The sequence below is a fragment of the Pseudomonas sp. KH_050 genome (genome assembly GCF_057838875.1).
The window spans coordinates 2,528,980-2,546,062 of sequence record NZ_CM174478.1; the positions used below are offsets into that span (position 1 = coordinate 2,528,980).

Annotated in this window: 25 protein-coding genes and 1 pseudogene; 24 read left to right on the forward strand and 2 right to left on the reverse strand. The window is 56.8% G+C overall.

Annotated elements, in window-relative coordinates; genetic code table 11:
• Positions 1-25 precede the first annotated feature (25 nt).
• The 12 genes and pseudogenes from AC3IUA_RS11600 (at position 26) to AC3IUA_RS11655 (ending at position 7,007) form a co-directional block, all read left to right on the forward strand.
• The gene (locus tag AC3IUA_RS11600) at positions 26-241 is read left to right on the forward strand and encodes a hypothetical protein (RefSeq protein ID WP_489360996.1); all 216 of its coding nucleotides are present in this window, start codon (positions 26-28) and stop codon (positions 239-241) included.
• A 54-nt stretch (positions 242-295) separates the two neighbouring features.
• On the forward strand, positions 296-913 hold the full coding sequence (locus AC3IUA_RS11605; protein WP_489360998.1) for a hypothetical protein: 618 nt from the start codon (positions 296-298) through the stop codon (positions 911-913).
• A 65-nt stretch (positions 914-978) separates the two neighbouring features.
• Positions 979-1,335, forward strand: coding sequence for a Rha family transcriptional regulator (locus tag AC3IUA_RS11610; protein WP_489361000.1), 357 nt, complete (start codon positions 979-981; stop codon positions 1,333-1,335).
• Positions 1,336-1,397: 62 nt separating this feature from the next.
• Entirely contained in the window at positions 1,398-1,841 is a 444-nt protein-coding gene (locus tag AC3IUA_RS11615; RefSeq protein ID WP_489361002.1) for a hypothetical protein, read from the forward strand.
• Complete coding sequence (locus AC3IUA_RS11620) at positions 1,841-2,722, forward strand: DnaT-like ssDNA-binding domain-containing protein (protein WP_489361004.1); 882 nt, start codon at positions 1,841-1,843, stop codon at positions 2,720-2,722. Before AC3IUA_RS11615 ends, AC3IUA_RS11620 begins: the two co-directional genes overlap by 1 nt.
• Entirely contained in the window at positions 2,703-3,488 is a 786-nt protein-coding gene (locus AC3IUA_RS11625) for an ATP-binding protein (protein ID WP_489361006.1), read from the forward strand. Before AC3IUA_RS11620 ends, AC3IUA_RS11625 begins: the two co-directional genes overlap by 20 nt.
• Positions 3,488-4,075: pseudogene (locus AC3IUA_RS11630) on the forward strand (DUF1367 family protein). The gene AC3IUA_RS11625 and the pseudogene AC3IUA_RS11630 overlap by 1 nt, the downstream one beginning before the upstream one ends.
• Positions 4,072-4,653, forward strand: a complete 582-nt coding sequence (locus tag AC3IUA_RS11635) for a recombination protein NinG (RefSeq protein ID WP_489361008.1) — start codon at positions 4,072-4,074, stop codon at positions 4,651-4,653. The pseudogene AC3IUA_RS11630 and the gene AC3IUA_RS11635 overlap by 4 nt, the downstream one beginning before the upstream one ends.
• Entirely contained in the window at positions 4,650-5,336 is a 687-nt protein-coding gene (locus tag AC3IUA_RS11640) for a hypothetical protein (protein WP_489361009.1), read from the forward strand. Before AC3IUA_RS11635 ends, AC3IUA_RS11640 begins: the two co-directional genes overlap by 4 nt.
• 163 nt (positions 5,337-5,499) lie before the next feature.
• On the forward strand, positions 5,500-5,769 hold the full coding sequence (locus tag AC3IUA_RS11645; protein WP_489361011.1) for a hypothetical protein: 270 nt from the start codon (positions 5,500-5,502) through the stop codon (positions 5,767-5,769).
• A 306-nt stretch (positions 5,770-6,075) separates the two neighbouring features.
• The gene (locus AC3IUA_RS11650; RefSeq protein WP_489361013.1) at positions 6,076-6,591 is read left to right on the forward strand and encodes a hypothetical protein; all 516 of its coding nucleotides are present in this window, start codon (positions 6,076-6,078) and stop codon (positions 6,589-6,591) included.
• Positions 6,592-6,770: 179 nt separating this feature from the next.
• Positions 6,771-7,007 carry a hypothetical protein gene (locus AC3IUA_RS11655; protein WP_489361015.1) on the forward strand — a complete coding sequence of 79 codons (237 nt, stop codon included), beginning with the start codon at positions 6,771-6,773 and terminating at the stop codon, positions 7,005-7,007.
• Positions 7,008-7,302: 295 nt separating this feature from the next.
• On the opposite strand, the gene AC3IUA_RS11660 is transcribed toward AC3IUA_RS11655, so the two are convergent.
• Entirely contained in the window at positions 7,303-7,650 is a 348-nt protein-coding gene (locus AC3IUA_RS11660; RefSeq protein WP_489361017.1) for a bacteriocin, read from the reverse strand.
• 196 nt (positions 7,651-7,846) lie between these two features.
• On the opposite strand from AC3IUA_RS11660, the gene AC3IUA_RS11665 reads away from it, so the two are divergent.
• From AC3IUA_RS11665 to AC3IUA_RS11680, 4 genes are all read left to right on the forward strand, one after another.
• A complete protein-coding gene (locus AC3IUA_RS11665; protein ID WP_489361019.1) occupies positions 7,847-8,176 on the forward strand; it encodes a phage holin, lambda family in 330 nt (109 codons plus the stop codon).
• A gap of 2 nt (positions 8,177-8,178) precedes the next feature.
• A complete protein-coding gene (locus AC3IUA_RS11670; protein WP_489361021.1) occupies positions 8,179-8,373 on the forward strand; it encodes a DUF7940 domain-containing protein in 195 nt (64 codons plus the stop codon).
• Positions 8,374-8,438: 65 nt separating this feature from the next.
• The gene (locus tag AC3IUA_RS11675; protein WP_489361023.1) at positions 8,439-8,738 is read left to right on the forward strand and encodes a hypothetical protein; all 300 of its coding nucleotides are present in this window, start codon (positions 8,439-8,441) and stop codon (positions 8,736-8,738) included.
• A 42-nt stretch (positions 8,739-8,780) separates the two neighbouring features.
• On the forward strand, positions 8,781-8,918 hold the full coding sequence (locus AC3IUA_RS11680) for a hypothetical protein (protein WP_489361025.1): 138 nt from the start codon (positions 8,781-8,783) through the stop codon (positions 8,916-8,918).
• Between the two features lie 7 nt (positions 8,919-8,925).
• On the opposite strand, the gene AC3IUA_RS11685 is transcribed toward AC3IUA_RS11680, so the two are convergent.
• Entirely contained in the window at positions 8,926-9,588 is a 663-nt protein-coding gene (locus tag AC3IUA_RS11685) for a DUF1643 domain-containing protein (RefSeq protein ID WP_489361026.1), read from the reverse strand.
• Positions 9,589-9,677: 89 nt separating this feature from the next.
• On the opposite strand from AC3IUA_RS11685, the gene AC3IUA_RS11690 reads away from it, so the two are divergent.
• The 8 genes from AC3IUA_RS11690 to AC3IUA_RS11725 all read left to right on the forward strand — a co-directional run bounded on the left by AC3IUA_RS11690 (position 9,678) and on the right by AC3IUA_RS11725 (position 17,047).
• Entirely contained in the window at positions 9,678-10,286 is a 609-nt protein-coding gene (locus AC3IUA_RS11690; RefSeq protein ID WP_489361028.1) for a hypothetical protein, read from the forward strand.
• A 1-nt stretch (position 10,287) separates the two neighbouring features.
• The gene (locus AC3IUA_RS11695) at positions 10,288-11,721 is read left to right on the forward strand and encodes a terminase (protein WP_489361030.1); all 1,434 of its coding nucleotides are present in this window, start codon (positions 10,288-10,290) and stop codon (positions 11,719-11,721) included.
• 55 nt (positions 11,722-11,776) lie between these two features.
• Complete coding sequence (locus AC3IUA_RS11700) at positions 11,777-13,237, forward strand: DUF4055 domain-containing protein (protein WP_489361032.1); 1,461 nt, start codon at positions 11,777-11,779, stop codon at positions 13,235-13,237.
• Positions 13,155-14,267 (forward strand): minor capsid protein, encoded by a 1,113-nt coding sequence (locus tag AC3IUA_RS11705; protein ID WP_489361034.1) that lies wholly within the window; start codon positions 13,155-13,157, stop codon positions 14,265-14,267. The genes AC3IUA_RS11700 and AC3IUA_RS11705 overlap by 83 nt, the downstream gene beginning before the upstream one ends.
• An 8-nt stretch (positions 14,268-14,275) precedes the next feature.
• Entirely contained in the window at positions 14,276-14,770 is a 495-nt protein-coding gene (locus tag AC3IUA_RS11710) for a DnaT-like ssDNA-binding protein (protein ID WP_489361036.1), read from the forward strand.
• Positions 14,771-14,843: 73 nt separating this feature from the next.
• Positions 14,844-15,215 carry a hypothetical protein gene (locus AC3IUA_RS11715; RefSeq protein WP_489361038.1) on the forward strand — a complete coding sequence of 124 codons (372 nt, stop codon included), beginning with the start codon at positions 14,844-14,846 and terminating at the stop codon, positions 15,213-15,215.
• A 113-nt stretch (positions 15,216-15,328) separates the two neighbouring features.
• A complete protein-coding gene (locus tag AC3IUA_RS11720; RefSeq protein WP_489361041.1) occupies positions 15,329-16,066 on the forward strand; it encodes a hypothetical protein in 738 nt (245 codons plus the stop codon).
• Positions 16,067-16,069: 3 nt separating this feature from the next.
• The gene (locus AC3IUA_RS11725; protein ID WP_489361043.1) at positions 16,070-17,047 is read left to right on the forward strand and encodes a major capsid protein; all 978 of its coding nucleotides are present in this window, start codon (positions 16,070-16,072) and stop codon (positions 17,045-17,047) included.
• Positions 17,048-17,083 lie beyond the last annotated feature (36 nt).

Below are 17,083 nucleotides of genomic sequence, written 5' to 3' on the forward strand. Positions count from 1 at the left end.
GGGTATTCCCGTATGGAGGGGCGATATGAATACCATCTACAAGGACCTCGTTGCCTTCTTCGGCACTCAGGAGGTCACGGCTGAAAAGCTCAAGGTTGATCAGAGCACTGTTTCCGGCTGGGTTAGGGAAAAACACGGCATGTCTCCAGTGATCGCCAAACGAGCAGAGGCTTTGACCGGAGGCGTGTTCAAAAAAGAATTCCTTTGTCCGTCGTTTCCATGGGCCGAAATGGCCGCCTAAGCGACATCCCTGTCCGCCGGTCCATTGAAGCCAGATTAGAAGAGAGTAGTCCCAATGGAAACGTCCAGTTCAAGACACAGCGCGCAGACCCGTGACCAAGTGCTGGTCGCGCATGCAGCAAACCAGATCGCGCGTACCAGCCTGAGCCAGGACGATTTTGCTCAGGCGCTGAGCCGCGAGTTGCATCTGTCTTGCCCAGAGAAGGCGATCGCCAAAGAGGTTCCTGACTTTGCCGCGCTTACCGAGCAGAACAATGTTGGCGAGTTCGTGAAGGCGACAGGGCGCTGGCTGAAGCGTGTGCAACGCTGGCTTTCCGGCGACCAGGACATGCCGTCCTGGCTGGAAGAGTCGTGGGTGAATGCTCTGGAGTCTGAGTTTCGCGATCACTGCATCAATGAGTTGGCCGGTCGCCACGGCTTGATCGGTGCCCGCCACATGGTGAGCGAGCAGTGCGCGAACAAAAGCTTCGGCGCGCTGATCCGTGCGCTGGGCGACGTGATCGATACCGGCAGCGAAGTGTTCGACGACCAAGTGATGTGTGAAGAAGACTTGCCGCACCTGCCAGCTTTCGTAAAGCAGTGCCGCCAGGTTGAAGCGCGGGCAGGGGAGTTGGGCCGGAAGGCCGACACACTGCTTGCCAAGCACCGACCGAATTTGAAAGTTATCGCCTGAATCCCAGACACAAAAAAGCCGGGATTGCGCCCCGGCTGATTCATTACCACTTGATGAGGCCGATTATGCAGAGCCAACCTAACTCAAGCAATACCCCGTCGCATGTCGCGACACGTTTTGCGAAATCTGAAAACGTGTCGCGTGCCAATTTCATTGGCATCGTGTCGATAGTCGATGACGAAGCCGTGACCACCACGCTGGCAATCGCCACTGGATGCAAAGTCGATCACGCGAGCGTCATCAAGCTTGTTCGCACGTACCAGTCAGACCTTGAAGAGTTTGGTTATGTCGGATTTGAAATCCGACATAACCCGCAGGGTTCAGCCACTGAATACGCCGTCTTAAACGAGCAGCAGTCGACACTGATCCTCACCTACATGCGGAACAGTCCTATCGTTCGCACCTTCAAAAAAATCTCGTAAAAGCATTCTGGAATCTCGTTCGCGGCCAAGCTTTCTCTGTACCCCGGACCCGAGCCGAAGCATTGCGCCTTGCCGCCGATCTGGAAGAGCAGAACGCTGTCCTCGCCATCGAGAATCACCAGCAGGCCGAGAAAATCGCCAGCCTTGAATCGATCTTCCAGGTAGGTATGACGCCTACGCAGTTCTGCAAGCGCCTGAATGGGGTGAACTGCCAGCAGATCAATAACACGCTATTGGCCCGCAACTGGATCTTCAACTCTGAGCGCGACCAGAAGCGCTCAGTGAAATACCGGGTTGGCTGCCAGGCGCGCGACAAGTACCTCACCGAGCGCGTCACCATCATTGAGCAGGAGGGCAAAGATCCATTCCTGAAGTACAGCCCGGTCCTACTGAAGGATGGTGCCAAGCGCCTGCACGATCTGTACATGAAGCAGAAACTTCCGATGAAGACCGCTTGGAATGGTGAGTTCTGCCACACCAAAGTAACTGATCAGGAGGTCGCGTAATGGCCCGAATACGCACTATCAAGCCTGAGTTCTGGTCGAGTGAGCAAGTAATGGCAAGCCGCCCATTGGCGCGGCTCCTGTTCATAGGTATCTGGAATTTCTGCGACGACGGCGGAAATCATCCTCTGGCGCCGCGAACCATCAAGGCCCTGGTATTCCCTGGTGACGACATCACTACCGAGGAGGTCAGCGAACTGCTGGGCGAGCTTGAAGGTTCCGAACTGACCAAAAGCTACACCGTCGACGGTAAGCAGTACCTTCACGTCAACGGCTGGAAGCACCAGAAGATCGAGAAAAAGAACTTCAAGTATCCGACTCCTCCGCTACCAGTCGCCGAAGAGTCGCCGACCCACGAGGGAGCAATCTTCGAGGAGTCGTCGAATGGTCGTCGACCGCTCGACCCCGTAAGGGATGTAGATGTAGATCTGGAAGGGAAGGGAGAGGATCAAAACAACACACTAAGCGCGAGCGAATCCAATTTGGCTGATGTCGAGCCAGAGCAGATCGAAAATCCCGTACCGGTCGAAGAGTTCCCGCTACCTGTTGACCTCAAAGCACCAACCGAAATGACGCTGGATTGGGAGCCGGATCAGAACCTCCTAAAGAACTACGCCCTGCGCATGGCGATCCCGTTGGATACCTTTACGCCCGAGGCGACCGCCACATTCGTCTGCCATTACGCGGCGTCCGGCCGATTCGAAACTCAGATCGCTTGGGTAAGCCTGCTGGTCAAGTGGGTCAAGCGTGATACGGCGACCGCAGCGGCAAGCAATGTTCGCCCATTCCCGAAGCCACAGACTCCATCTCGTCACGCAGGCTTCGAAACCCGTGATTACAAAGCGGGCACCAAGGAGAACGCCAATGGCACATTCCGTCTCTAACATCGGGGAGCGTATGGACCAAAAATTCGGTGTCATCGGTCGCAAGCCGGCCAACTGCGAGATTCATGGTGATTACTCTGCCGTGATTCTGAAAGGCACTGGCGAGCCATCCGGCTGCCCGATCTGTGCCAGCGACAAGCGCGACATGGAGGAACTGCAGCGCAAGCGCTTCGAGTTCCGCATCCAGCAGCATTTGATTGCGCGCATTCCCAAGCGTTTTGCTAACAAGACCTTTGCTGATTACCGGGCCGATATTCCGGCTCAGCAAGTCGCTCTGGATGCCTGTGTCGATTACGTCGCTGATTTCTCGACGCATCGCCGCGAAGGTCGCTGCATGTTGCTGCTCGGCAAGGTCGGCACCGGAAAGACTCACCTGGCCACTGCCTCGATCAATCATCTGATCAGCGAGTGCATGGTCAAGGCGATCTACCGCACCGCTGGCACGGTTATCAGCGACATCAAGGCGACGTTCAGTGATCGCACGGGCGAATCGGAAGCACACATCCTGCGCGAAGTGATCGGCGCCGACCTGTTGGTACTGGACGAGGTAGGCGCTACCAAGCAAAGCGAATTCGAATTGGCGACCCTGTTCAGCATAATCAACGGCCGATACGAGCAATGCCGCCCGACGATTATCGTTAGCAACCTGTCGCCCGCCGAATTGAACGACGCCATTGGAGTGCGCTGTGTGGACCGCATCCGCGAGAACGGCTGCATCGGCGTTCCTTTCGAGTGGGAATCTCAGCGTGGCAAGGAGGGCAATTGATGGCTGAGCTCGCATTGATCTGCACCGCTCAAGGCCTGGTGCCCGCTACCGAAGCCGATCGTGAAGCTGTCCAGAAATGGAAGGCTGGCCAAGTCATCCACGGCAAGTTCACCCGGATGCGCAACGGCAAGTTCCACGGCAAGTTTTTCTCCATGCTCGATCTGGCGTGGGATTACTGGGAGCCAGTCGGCGGGTTGATTCCTCGGCAGGAAATGCGCGGCATCCGGGGGTTGGCCAAGTTTTTCGAGGCGCAGAGCGGGAAGCCGGGCCAGCTCTCCGTAGCTGTCGCAGCCTAGATCTCCGGTCTGGAGGCTGCCCGCGCGGAGCGCTTTCCTGCAGTCGACAAGAGTCGTGAAGCCTTCCGCGAATGGGTGACGATCGAGGCGGGGCATTTCCACCTGGTGCACACGCCGGAGGGGATCCGTAAAGAAGCTAAGTCGATCTGCTGGGCAAGCATGGATGACACCGCTTTCGAGCCGTTGTATCGCGACGTGTTCAACGCCTGCTGGCGCCTGGTGCTCTCTGCGCATTTTGAGAGCGAGCAGGGCGCGTTGGCCGCGTCCGATCAGATGGGGAGTTACGCATGAGGATCGCCCTCAAGGAACTCCGCAAGAAGAAGTGCCGCAACGCTGCGTGTCGGACTGAGTTCGTTCCGGTTCGCTCGCTCCAGGTTGCCTGCAGCGTCCCGTGCGCAATTGCGCTCACCAACACGAGCAAGGAGAAGACTCGTAAATCCCTAGAGCGCCAAGAGCGCGCAGAGACCCGTCAGGCAAAGGTTCGGCTCAAGAGCCGGGCGCAATACTTGAAAGAGGCTCAATCCGTTTTCAACGAGTGGGTGAGGGCGCGTGATGCGGCTCTGCCGTGCATCAGTTGTGGGCGCCACCACCAGGGTCAGTGGCACGCCGGCCATTACCGCACCGTGGGAGCGAACCCCGAGTTGCGGTTTGAGGCTCTGAACGTCCATAAGCAGTGCGCTCCGTGCAACAACCATAAGTCGGGCGACATCGTGAATTACCGCATCAGCCTGGTCCGGTGTATCGGCCTTGAGCGTGTTGAGTGGCTGGAAGGTCCTCACGAAGCCAAGCGATACACCATCCAGGAGCTTCAGGAAATCAAAGCCAATTACCGGGCAATGACCAGAGAATTGAAGAGGGAAGCAGCATGAAACTGATCAGCGCAAGACAGGTATGGACTGAGTCGCAGCATGAATCGAACGCATCGATCAGCGCTGTAGCAATCGACAAGGCTGAATCGGCACCGGTGAAGTCAGGTGTCCGCATTGGTCGGCGCGAGGCGCTATTCCCTGCGCTGGGTGACGAGAAGGGCGAAGAGTCCGCACGCTTCTCTGTGCCGGGTCAGCGGATCAGCATCAGCGAGACACGTCGTACGCCGGTTGGTCGGTCCACCGCCCGTGCCGCACACTTGGCCACGATCGGGAAAGTACTCCGCGCCATCGACACACTGCCGTTCCAAGTGCAGCAGCTCGGTCACTTCCTGTATCACCCCTGCATGACGATGCAGCACGTCATGAACGCGGTGCTGCTGGTCGCGGCAAAGGCTGAGCTGCCCGACTTGACTTCAGTCAAGCGCGTGAAGGCGCAGTACCTGATCACCCTGGCGCTTCAATCCTACAAGGCCCAGGTGAGCGGGGCGGCTGAATGGGGGCCGGCTCGGGTCGCCACCGAGATGAAGTGCTTCTTCGGTGTGAGGATTGATCCGAAGAACTGGACGCGCGACTGGCTCGACCTGTGGGAATCCCTGAAGGAAGTGATTCGGGAGGTGGATATTGAGGCTCAACAGCCGGTGTGGCAGGTGATTCACGCGGAGAAAGACGAGGTGGCGGCATAATCGTATTGACACGATGGGGAATTGCGCGTACTTATTCCCATAATGCGCAATTCACGCAACACGCACACGAATACCTGAACCCGGCCATCTCGCCGGGTTTTTTATTTTGATTGCATTATGATATTGCCTGTTCTCCAGATAACGGATTAACAGGAATCTCTTTATGCGTCGAAATCTTGAACATGTTAAGCATCTGCTTGATCTCATCCAGGCTCATGCCACTGAATACGGAATCAATCTGCTAGATTTGCAACCGAAGTGGGAGGCTACTAGCGGAAAGCAGGACATTCTTCTGCGCGAATCCGAGCTTATCTATCTGCTTGATCGATGCGGCGACGCAGGATTTATCACTATTTCTGGCGGCAACACGATTCAGTTAACTTGGGCTGGTCATGACTATCTTGATTCTGTAACCGCCAAGCCCTCCTTCTGACTGATTGCAAGTTTCAAAAAAGCCTCGTCATTGCACGGGGCTTTTTTGTGCCTCAAATTCACCGCAGCCAGGGCGGCCTCACGGAGGCCTGGACGTCGATAGCCGGACAGTGCGACGTACGGCAAAGGGCTGATTCGCTTCTATTAGCAGGCCGCGTAACGGCGCATACCCTGGCTGCACAACGCATGGTAAGGGTTCAACGGGATATACCTAAGCGCTATCATGCTTGCATCTAAAGCCAAGTGGCATAATCGACAGGATGTAGTGATGCGTAGAGTAATATGGACCGTTACAGGAGGCGCCCTGATGAGTTTGATCACCGCCTCGGCTTGTGGTAACCCGCTGATGCCTTCCGGGCCTGGTAATGAAGTAACAGCACAAAAACAGAACGCACTTATCGGGAGAACGTTTAGCCAGCGGGGCGGTAACGCCTTTGGGTCCGGTCTCGTTTCGGTAGGGTACGCGCCACATTCTCGAACGGTAGTGACGGCCTACTTCGTGAGTGTCGGGATTGATTATGGCAGCTCGACCATTCTGCCCGACCTGGCAACCGACAGCTCACAGCACAGGACTTTGCAGAAAGGTGATGGCTTTGAAATTGCCTATGTCAATTGTAAATCCCAAACGTACTCGTCTCTTGCTTATCCATTGGCAAGCGACCTGAGCAATGCTGAGCGATCTTGGTTCGTTCGCGGAGAAGCGAACAGATGGAATGCCGACACTTCGATAGAGAATAGTCCCAAGTGGGCTCTTGATTTACCCGAATCTTCTAGAGCCGATCTTGTAAGATTTTTTTCAGACTTGTGCGAGGCGACCTACTAGCGTGGGAAATTTCAACATCGAGATTTATAAAGTTTAGCCTCAGCCCCCGCTGGGGCTTTTTCGTTTTCGGCTCCACCACACCCATTGCTCCGAACTGGGAGTGCTGCTGAAGCCGACTTGAACCGCAGGCGAAAGACCGGAAAGACCCTCCTGCCCATTCGCGACAAGAGGATCAACCGATGTCTCACATCACTCGCTGCAAAATGACTCTTCGCACCAAAGGGCCTGTTCATGGCTCCTCGGAATCACTGACTCGGTTGTGCTTCGGCGCAGTATGGTCAGCCAATCCAGCGGAAGAGGATGCGATCTACGGCAAGTACACCCCGTATGGCGAATACATCGTCAACGTGGTTGCCGATCGCGCCGAGCATTTCGAGGAAGGGAAGGACTACTTCAATATCTCGCCAGCTTTTTGAATTCACTGTAGCCAGGGCAGCCTCACGGAAGGCCTGGCTACAGTTAGCTGGTAGTGCAGTGCTACGAGAAAACACCGGCAGCCCGTGCGCCCTGACCTCACACGCTTTTCAGCATGGCCCGAGAACGATCGGCGAGACTGGTGCAGAAGGGCGCCGGCGTCGTGAAGGTCTTTGGCGGACGACGGGAAAGACGGTGCACCTAATCGTGACCTCAGCTTGTATTAGGGCCTTGATGCAATGACATCATGAAAACCCGGCTGCCGCGCCGGGTTTTTTGTCAACGATAGAATCAGTTTCACTTACCGCCAATAGCGCCGCCAGCAGCACCACCAAGCCCTGCGCCAATGGCGCCGCCGGTGCTACCTCCAAGTTTGTTGCCAATTAGTGAGCCACCTGCCGCACCCAGGCCGGCACCAATTGCTGCCTTGGTTTTCTTGCCGTTTTTTGCTGCAATGGCACCACCTGCCGCGCCGCCCAGGCCCGCGCCGACGGCTGCGCCTGTGCTGCCACCAAGCTTCTGACCAAGAACGTTACCCAGGGCTCCGCCCAAACCGCCGCCTACAGCAGTTTGGGTGCCGCTTGCGGCCATAGCGCCTTGGGCAAACAGGGCGGTCAGGGCCAAGACGGAAAGTGCTTTACGCATGTTGCGAACCTCGAAAAATATTGGGCGCTAATTGTCGCTTCCTGCTTGTGGCTAAGTAAATCTTCTTGATTGGTGGGGCGAACCAATTTTTGTTTTTCGCTTAGCTCGTTTGGCTCGGAATAAACACAACCACTTGCAGCCTCGCCATTGTGCGGGGCTTTTTTATTCCTAACTCCCTGAAGGGGAGGAATCCGAGATGCCACATATGCCAGACAAACCAGATACCTGGCTCATCGCGATGGCTTGGCTAAGCCAGAACGCCCCAATGTTCTATGCCGCAGCGCTATCGTGCTGGATCGCTTTCTTGCGCGTTATCTATGGCGGCGGAGGGCGTCGACAGGCGTTCCTTGAGTCTTGCCTGTGTGGCGCGATCACAGCCGGGGCGTTCCCGCTACTGGAATACTTCAGTCTTCCCTCAAGTCTCGCGGCTGCCGTCGGCGCCTGCATTGGCACTCTGGGCGTGAAGAAGGTCGCTTCCCTGGCAGAGCGATTCACCGACATCAAATTTCCCAATCGGCAGGAGTGACCATGAAGCTGATCGACAACTGGAAAAAAGCACTGAGCATGACCAGCGTTCAGGCTGGCGGTGCTATCGCAGTGCTGGGTATCGCTGAGCAGCTGATGCCATCGCTACAGGCAGTCCTGCCACCGGTGGCCTATGGCGTTCTGGGCCTGCTGGTGATGATTGCCCGGGTAGTTCTGCAGCCGAAGCTGAGCAAGTAACGAAATCCGCGACACGTTTCGCGAATCATCAAATTGTGTCGCGACCAGCGACTGAGGGCGAACCCATGAAATCCCGCAAGAAGCCGGTAGTGATCGATGCCATCCAGTACGACGGCACCAAGGAATGTAATCGCGAGATTATTGATTGGACCAAGGGCGGCAAGACGCCAGCCTTGATGGATTCGGCGGTGGGTAGCTGCTCGCCTGAGCATCCAGAGGGCTTCGACTATCCAGTGCTGAAGATCATTACCCTTGAAGGGCTGATGACTGTGAGCACGGGTGACTGGGTGATACGCGGCGTTGCTGGTGAGTTCTACCCCTGCAAGCCGGACATTTTCGAAGTCACATATGAAACGGTGGAATGACCAACATCACCCGCTTGCACCACGCATTGCAGTCCAGCGATCGTGAAAGCGATCAACGAAATGGACGAGGGCCTGCGCAAGGCGATCGACACGGCCAAAGCTGCCGGACTGCCGCAGGGTTTGATCGTCGCGCTGCTTCACGGCCAGGCGCATTCGCAAACCGCGATCTTGGTGTCCTGAGGGTTAGCTACTGACTTTCTGACCTCAGCAGCACACTCATATCGAGAATCCATTTTTGTTGTTTGGGGGTGCTGAAAGGCTGCGGGTGAAGGTAGCCAGTTGCGCTACTACCTTTTAATCCGACCAGTCTTTTTCCTATAGTGGTTACTGACTTTATAGCCGCTTCGGAAAGTGGATCTAAATCGCTGCTTAAACCCCAAGCTGCGATTATCAACCGCGGATGCAAAACCCCTTCAAGTTCGGCCAGGCGATTGGGGTGGAAGATCGTATGTTCTGGTGGGAGGCTTGAGTAGACGCTAAAAAGGCTCTTGCTTTTTGTCGCTCGGTAGTCGGAAAGGTTGATAACTTCAACGATATTCCAGTTCATCACGTTCATCAGCCGCATGATTTGAAACTGGGTATCGTCAGGTTTGGCGGGAACTAACCCCTGTTCTCGAACTAGCTCGATGTCACTGACTGGTTCAGATCCACCGGGGTTCATCATGATAAATGAAGCATCGACAGCATTTTTTGTTTCAGGTGTCGTTTGCTTCCGACAAATGCGCAAAAGATTTCGACACTCATGATTCTCTGGGTTGCCTGGTAGCGAGTAAAAAGCACCACTAACTTCGAATAGCTCGTTGAGCTGAGTCGGGGTCTCTCGCTTCTTATTGGTGTCATCAATGTGCACGCTGGCAACCTTGCTTAGTGAGGGAGGCGTTAAAGATGGCTGTACGCCTCTGGCATTTCAACAACATATTTCTTGCATATTGAGCACCAATGACAATGAAGCAACCCGACTGGGAGGCAATCGAACGAGCCTACCGGGCAGGATTGCTTTCCATCCGAGAGATCGCATCAACCCAAGGCATCACGCACGGAGCCATCAACAAGCGCGCCAAGCGGGATGGCTGGGAGCGAGACCTCAAGGCAAAGATTCAAGCCAAGGCTGATGCGCTGGTATCCAAACGCGCGGTATCCACTCTGGTATCCACCAAATCAGCGGATACCGAGCGGGAGATCATCGAGGTCAATGCTGAGGTCATTGCGAACATCCGCATGGCACACCGCGGCGATATTTCTAGAGGCCGGCGGCTGACCATCAAGCTGCTGGATGAGCTTGAAGGCCTGACCGACAACCGTCAGCTGTTCGAAGAGTTGGGCGAGCTGATGCACGACCCAGATGACAACGGACAGGACCGACGCAACGACCTGTACCAGAAAATCATCGACCTGCCTGGCCGAACCAAGACGATGAAGGAACTGGCTGAGACGCTGAAGACTCTCGTCTCCCTGGAACGCCAAGCATATGACCTCGACACCAAATCTGGCGGCAGTGACGCCGACGAGCTATCGAGACTGATGGACGATCTATCAAAGGAAGCCTGACATGAAGCCCGAGCACTTGAAGCTGCTCCGGGATAAGCGTTGGCGCCTGAACAATCTCTACTTCATCACGGACAAGCAGGGCAAGAAAGTCCGATTCCGGATGACGGACGAGCAGATCGAATACTTCGACGGGATGCACACCCGGAACATCATCCTGAAAGCTCGTCAGCTCGGCTTCACCACCGAGTGTTGCATCATCCAGCTCGACGCCGCGCTCTTTGAGTCCGCCAAGTGCGCCCTTATTGCCCACACCCTGAACGACGCCAAGCGCCTGTTCCGGGAGAAAGTGAAATTCGCCTATGACAACCTGCCTGCTGAGATTCGCGCTGCCAACCCTGCTTCTAACGATGCTGCTGGTGAGCTTGTGTTCAGCAAGGGCGGATCGCTCTACGTGTCCACGTCCTTTCGGGGCGGGACTCTACGGTATCTGCACGTATCCGAGTTCGGGAAGATCTGCGCCAAGTATCCCCACAAGGCCAGAGAGATCGTTACCGGGGCATTCGAGGCGGTCGCCACAAACTGTTTCGTCACCATCGAGTCGACGGCAGAGGGTAGAGCGGGTTACTTCTTCGATTACTCGCAGGGAGCTGAGCGGCAGCAATTGGCCGGCGTTCCCCTAGGTCAGCTGGACTGGAAGTTCTTCTTCTTTTCCTGGTGGAAGAATAAAGGCTACTGGCTCGACCCAACCAACGTGGTCATCCCGCAGCGTCTGACCGATTACTTCAATTACCTGGCAGCCAAGCACGGCATCGTCACGAACGATGGCCAGCGAGCCTGGTACGCGGCCAAAGAGAAGACGCTCGGCGGCGACATGAAGCGGGAATACCCGTCGATACCGGCCGAGGCGTTCCAGCAGTCGATCGAGGGCGCGTATTACGCCAAGCAGTTTACGAAGTTGTACGGAGCTCAGCGCATCGGCGCACTGCCTGACAACAGTCATCTGCCAGTGCATACCTTCTGGGATATCGGCGTCGGAGACTCCACCGCCATTTGGTTCGTCCGGATAGTCGGCGAAGAGTTTCACGTCATCGACTTCTACGAGAACAGCGGCGAAGGCCTGCGCCATTACATGAAGATCCTGAAGGATCGCAAGTACACCTACGGCGATCACTGGGGCCCTCACGACATTGATAACCGTGAATTTGGTAGCGATGGCAAGACCCGCCGGGAAATCGCCCGAGAGGGCTACGAGATCGACGGACAGAAATACAGCCTCAAGTTCAGCGTTGTCCCAAAGATCGGTATCGACGAAGGCATAGAACATACCCGGGAAATTCTCCCGAACTGCGCGTTCAATGACTCCAACTGCGAACTGGGCATTTCCTGCCTGGAAAACTACCGCAAGGAATGGGATGACAAGCGCGGTTGCTGGAAAGACAAACCACTACATGACTGGTCATCACACGGCGCGGACGCATTCCGCTACTTCGGGTAATGATGGGTAGGCGCAAACGCATAGGCGGTGTCCGCCGTATTGGAGGCTTGGCCTGATGCCAGTGCAATCAACAAACCCCGACTTCGACGCGCACATCGCCGAATGGGAAATGATGGACGACTCGCTCGAAGGCGAGGGCGCGATCAAGCGTAACGATCGGAACCTACCAAAGCCCAGCGGTATGGTTGAGGCAGAAAAGCTCGACGCGACCGGCAACAGGTACCTGTATCAGAGCTACACCAACCGGGCTCAGTACGAGCATTGGGTGCGTGATTCGCTGCGGTCGATGATGGGGCTGGTATCCCGGTTGATTCCGGAAATCGAGCTGCCGTCAGGGCTGAAAGGGCTCGAAGAGAACGCCACATCGGATGGCTTTGGCCTGAAGCAGCTTTTCTTCCGCATAGTGCGCCAGGCTATTTCCCACGGCCGAGTGCCGCTGGTAGTGAACATCGACGAAGCTGGTGAGGCGTACTTCTCGACCTACGCCACGCGCAACGCGATCAACTGGAAGGTTGGCAGTCAAGGCGGCCGGCAAGACCTGGTGCTCGGGGTATTTATCGAGTTTCGCGACAGCAAAGAGGACGAGTTCGACCACGAATGCAAGATGGTCTACCGCGTATTCAAGATGATCGGCGATGTCTGCTACAGCGAAGTGCTGGGCGACAACGGCGAGGTCATCGAGGAGCTGAAGCCGCTGGGCACGACGGGCACAGATAACCGCTTGGTGCGAGGCCTTGGGTTTCTGCCGGTGATCTACTGCGGCTCGACGGACAACTCGCCGGAAGTAGACGAAGTGCCGCTGTTGACGATGGCCCGGTCGGCTTTGAAGTCGTACCAGCTCAGCGCTGACTACTTCACCGCGCTGCACCAAACCAGTCATCCGCAGCCTTGGGTTGCCGGGATGGATGACGGTGTGGAGTTAAGCGTTACCGGTCCATCCGCGGCGTGGGATCTCGGGCCGAACGGAAAGTGCGGTTATCTGGAGTTCCAGGGCGCCGGCATTGAAGCTGTCCGCAAGGCGATGGATGACCAGCGCAACGCGGCTGTTGAGGCGGGTGCCAAGGTGATGGACGTGGGCGGCACCGAGTCAGGCGAGGCACGCAAGACGCGCCAGAACGATCAGCACGCCACACTGCACAGCATTGTCATCACAGTGGCCGAGGCGGTCGAGCAAGCGTTGCGCTATGCCGCCGAGTGGAAGGGTTACGACCCCAAGCAGGTGACGTTCAAGGTCAATCCTGAGTTCGTTATCCCCGAGGTCGATGCGCAAGTGTTGGCTGAGCTGCAGAAGGGCGTCATGTCCGGCACGATCAGCGTCGATACGTACTGGCAGTACCTCACGACCGGGAAGCTGCCGGAGCGTCTCTACGATGAAGAAGCCGAACTGATCAGCGACGAGCGCGACTCGGCCGGCCTGAGCCTGGACAAAGAAGATGCCGACCGCAAACCTGGAACAGGCCGACAGCCAACTGCTGGAGCAGACGACACGCCACTCGGTGATGATCGAGCGGCTTAAAGCCGGCGAGGTCAAGAAGTTCGAAAAGTACCTGCGCCAGATCGACACCCTGGTACGGGAGCAGCTGACCCGAAAGGAGCTGACCACCTATAGCTGGGACCGCCTTGAGCAATTCCTATCCCGGGTGGATGGCAAGCTGTTGGAAATCTACAAGGCCTTCGGTGATGTAGTGCAGGCTGACCTGGTGGACATCGCTCTGTATGAGTCGACCTTCGAGGCCAACAGCCTCAGTCATGCCATGTCGATTGATGCCGTGGTGCCGACCAATGCCGCCATTCGAGCGGCGGTGTTTTCGTATCCGCTTCAGGTCAAAGGGCTCGACGGCGGCAAGCTGCTCAAGAGCTTCCTGAGCGGATGGACTCGGACCGAAACGATGCGGTTGACCAACACCATCCGGCTCGGCTTCGGCCAGGGCCAGACAAACGCTCAGATCATCCAGGCGGTTCGCGGTACCGCATCGCAGAACTTCACTGATGGCATTCTCGCGGTGAGCAATCGCAACGCCGCGTCAGTGGTACAGACGGCAATTCAGCATGTGGCCACAACGGCGCGCATGGAAACGCTCAAGGCCAATAGTGATGTGGTGTTGGGCTATCGTTGGGTGTCGACGCTTGACCGTAAGACCTCGCAGCAGTGCAAAGGCCTTGACGGCATGCGCTTCGACTTGGGCAAAGGCCCGCTCCCGCCGGCGCACATCAACTGCCGCTCGACGACGGTGCCGACCACCAGGCTCTCGGAAGCTTTTGCCAAGGGCGCCACGCGCGCATCGGTCGGCGACAACGGCGGCGGACAAGTCGACGCCAGCTTGAACTATTACGAGTGGCTGGCAACGCAGCCAGCGAGCTTTCAGGATCACGCATTGGGGCCGGTCAGGGGCAAGCTGTTCCGCAATGGCGGACTGACGCCAGAGAAATTCGCCATGCTGCAGCTCGACAAGAAGTTCAAGCCGCTGACCCTGGCGCAACTGAAGGAAATCGAGCCTGACATGTTCACCCGAGCAGGAGTTACACTCGGCGCTCAACCAGGTTGAGATCGCGCATGCAGATCATCGTTGAGGATGGTAAGGGAAAATCTGACGCCAATAGCTTCGTGCCGCTGGAGAAGTTGACCTTCTATCGCGACTATTACGGCTTCCGTATCCCTGAGGCAGAGGAAGAGCAGTGCGCTCTGCTGTTGCGTGCAGGCCAAGAGATCAATGCTCGCCAGTGGAAGGGCCGCAAAGCCAGCCCCGAACAGGCGATGGCTTGGCCCCGACGAGACTGCAAAATCGAACACCAGACACTTTCCGAGACGTACGTTCCCTTCGAGCTTGAATGGGGCCAGGTGCGTCTCGCTGTCGAGCTTCATGCCGCTGCGCAGGGTTTTGAAATCGCGGAGCCAACCCATTGCGTTGAGCCAAACGGCAGGCGGACCCTGCTCAAGCGAGCCACACCTGGCCTTCGAATGCGTCCACCGCCATACGCGCCGAGTAGGACTCAGTTCGCCGACTATCTCGTGATGCGAGGGCTCTCGGTCGTGAATTTGGACAGCTAAATTCGGCTGCGCTGCAAACTGTCACATGCTAGTGTCCTTTCGCCGCTTTTGGCTCCGGAAGTAGGGTTTAGGGATGAAAAAGGAAGTCGGTTACTACATGCGCTCCGTCAGCATATGCGCTGGCAGCGAGGAAAAACTGTTGCAGGCATTGAAAAGCACACCAGGCTATAACCTTGCTCCCTTGGCGCGTCCGGTAGGTGGAGACATCAGGTATGAGCTTGTCAGCGATGATGAATCCGTACGTATACATGTGTTTCACGAACTGGGCTCAGAGAGAGCCAGAACAGTGGGCGTGTTGCCGCAAGACAAGATAGCTGTCGATAGTCCGATCGAACTCAAAGATGACGAGCTCGTGAAGTTCGCCAAAGCTTTCAAATCCGTTGATCCAGAAAACGGACCGTCCATCTCAGTTTCGACTTGTGATTACGACCTAGATACTCTCTGATCGAGATATTCTCCGCCCATAGTTTCTGTTTAACGCTTCAAAACCAAACCTCGGCCATGCCGAGGTTTTTTTATGCCCGCAAAGCGGGAAATCGAACCCAAGGGGTGTACCAAGTGGCAGACGAAAACACGATTGATCTTGAAGACCCGGCAGTTAAAACCGCCATCGCTGCCGCAGTTGATGCTGCGACCCTGGGCCTCAAGAACAAAAACACCGAGCTGCTTGGCTCGCTCAAAACTACCAAGACCGAGCTGGATGGCTTCAAGACCCAGTTCGAGGGCTTGGACATCAACGCCGTCAAGGGTCTCCTGAACAAGGTCGGTCAGGACGAGGAAACCCGCCTTCTGGCCGAGGGCAAACTTGACGAGGTCATCACCAAGCGCACTGAACGTCTGCGGACTGACTACGACAAACAGCTGGCTGCCGAGAAAACTCGAGCCGACAAGGCCGAGGCTTTCGCCGCCAACTACAGCGACAAGGTCCTGGCCGACTCTATCCGCGCTGCCGCTATCAAGGCTGGCGCGCTCCCTGAGGCTACCGAAGACATCATTCTTCGCGCCCGGGGCACTTTCAAGCTCAGCGAGGACGGCGAAGCGGTCGCCACCGACCGTGATGGCGAGGTCATCTACGGTAAGGATGGCAAGACCGCATTGTCACCGCTCGAATGGGCGGAATCGCTGCGCGAAACAGCAACACACCTGTGGCCAAGGGCTCAGGGTGCGGGACAGACCGGCGACAACGGTGGCAAGGCCACGAAGAAATGGGGCGAGTACACGGAGACCGAGCGCGCCGCGCTTGCCCGTGACAATCCCGACCTGTTCAAAAAACTTTTGGCCACCAAAGGAACCTAAACCATGGCTTCTACCCAACTGGCGGACATCTTCGTCCGCGATTACTACGGCGCCCTCGCGCCGGTGAACTCGCCGGAAAAGACTGCGCTATTCGAGTCCGGCATTATCGCCAAGTCCCCAGTACTGGACGACATCGCGTCGAACGGTCAAGGCACCTCGGAGATTGCCTACTGGCAGGATCTGAACCAGGACGAAGAGCCCAACATCTCCAATGACAACCCGGATGATTTGGGTGAAGTAGGCAAGGCCGAGCAGGGCGAAATGCGCGCTCGGACTCTCTACCTCAACAAAGCCTATGGCGTGGCCGACTTGACCACTGAACTCGCCAACTCGGAGCCGATGCAGCACATCCGCAACCGCTTTGGCACCTACTGGACTCGTCGCTGGCAGCGTTACCTGCTGGGTGCAGCCCGCGGTGTCATTGCCTCCAACATCCTCAACGATGATGGCAACATGGTCATTGATGCGGGTGCAACCATCAGCGCTGGCGCATTCCAGGATGCTGCGTTTACTTCCGGTGATGCGGCGGACGTGTTCTCTGCAATCGGCGTGCACTCGGTTGTGATGAATCAGATGGTCAAGCAGGACCTCATCGAGTACCTGCGCGACTCCGCTGGCAAGATCATCCTGACCACGTACCTGGGCAAGCCGGTGTTCATGGATGACAGCCTGGTCTACGGCCCGGGCCAGTACCTGTCGGTGTTCTTCGGTGAAGGCGCCTTCGGTTACGGCGAGGGCAATCCGGCCAACCCGGTTGAGCTGGAGCGTAAGCCTTCCGGTGGTAACGGTGGTGGTGCTGAAGTTCTCTGGGAACGGAAGACCTTCATCCTGCAGCCTGCAGGCTTCAGCTGGAAAGGCAGTAACAACCTCAACCTCAGCCCAACCGCTGCGCAGTACGCTGCTGCGGCCAACTGGGAGCGGGTGTTCGACCGCAAGCAGGTGCCTTTCGCGGCGGTGATCAGCGGCACCGTTACCCCGTAAGTCAACTTCGGGGGGCGCTTCGCGGCGCTCCAGCCG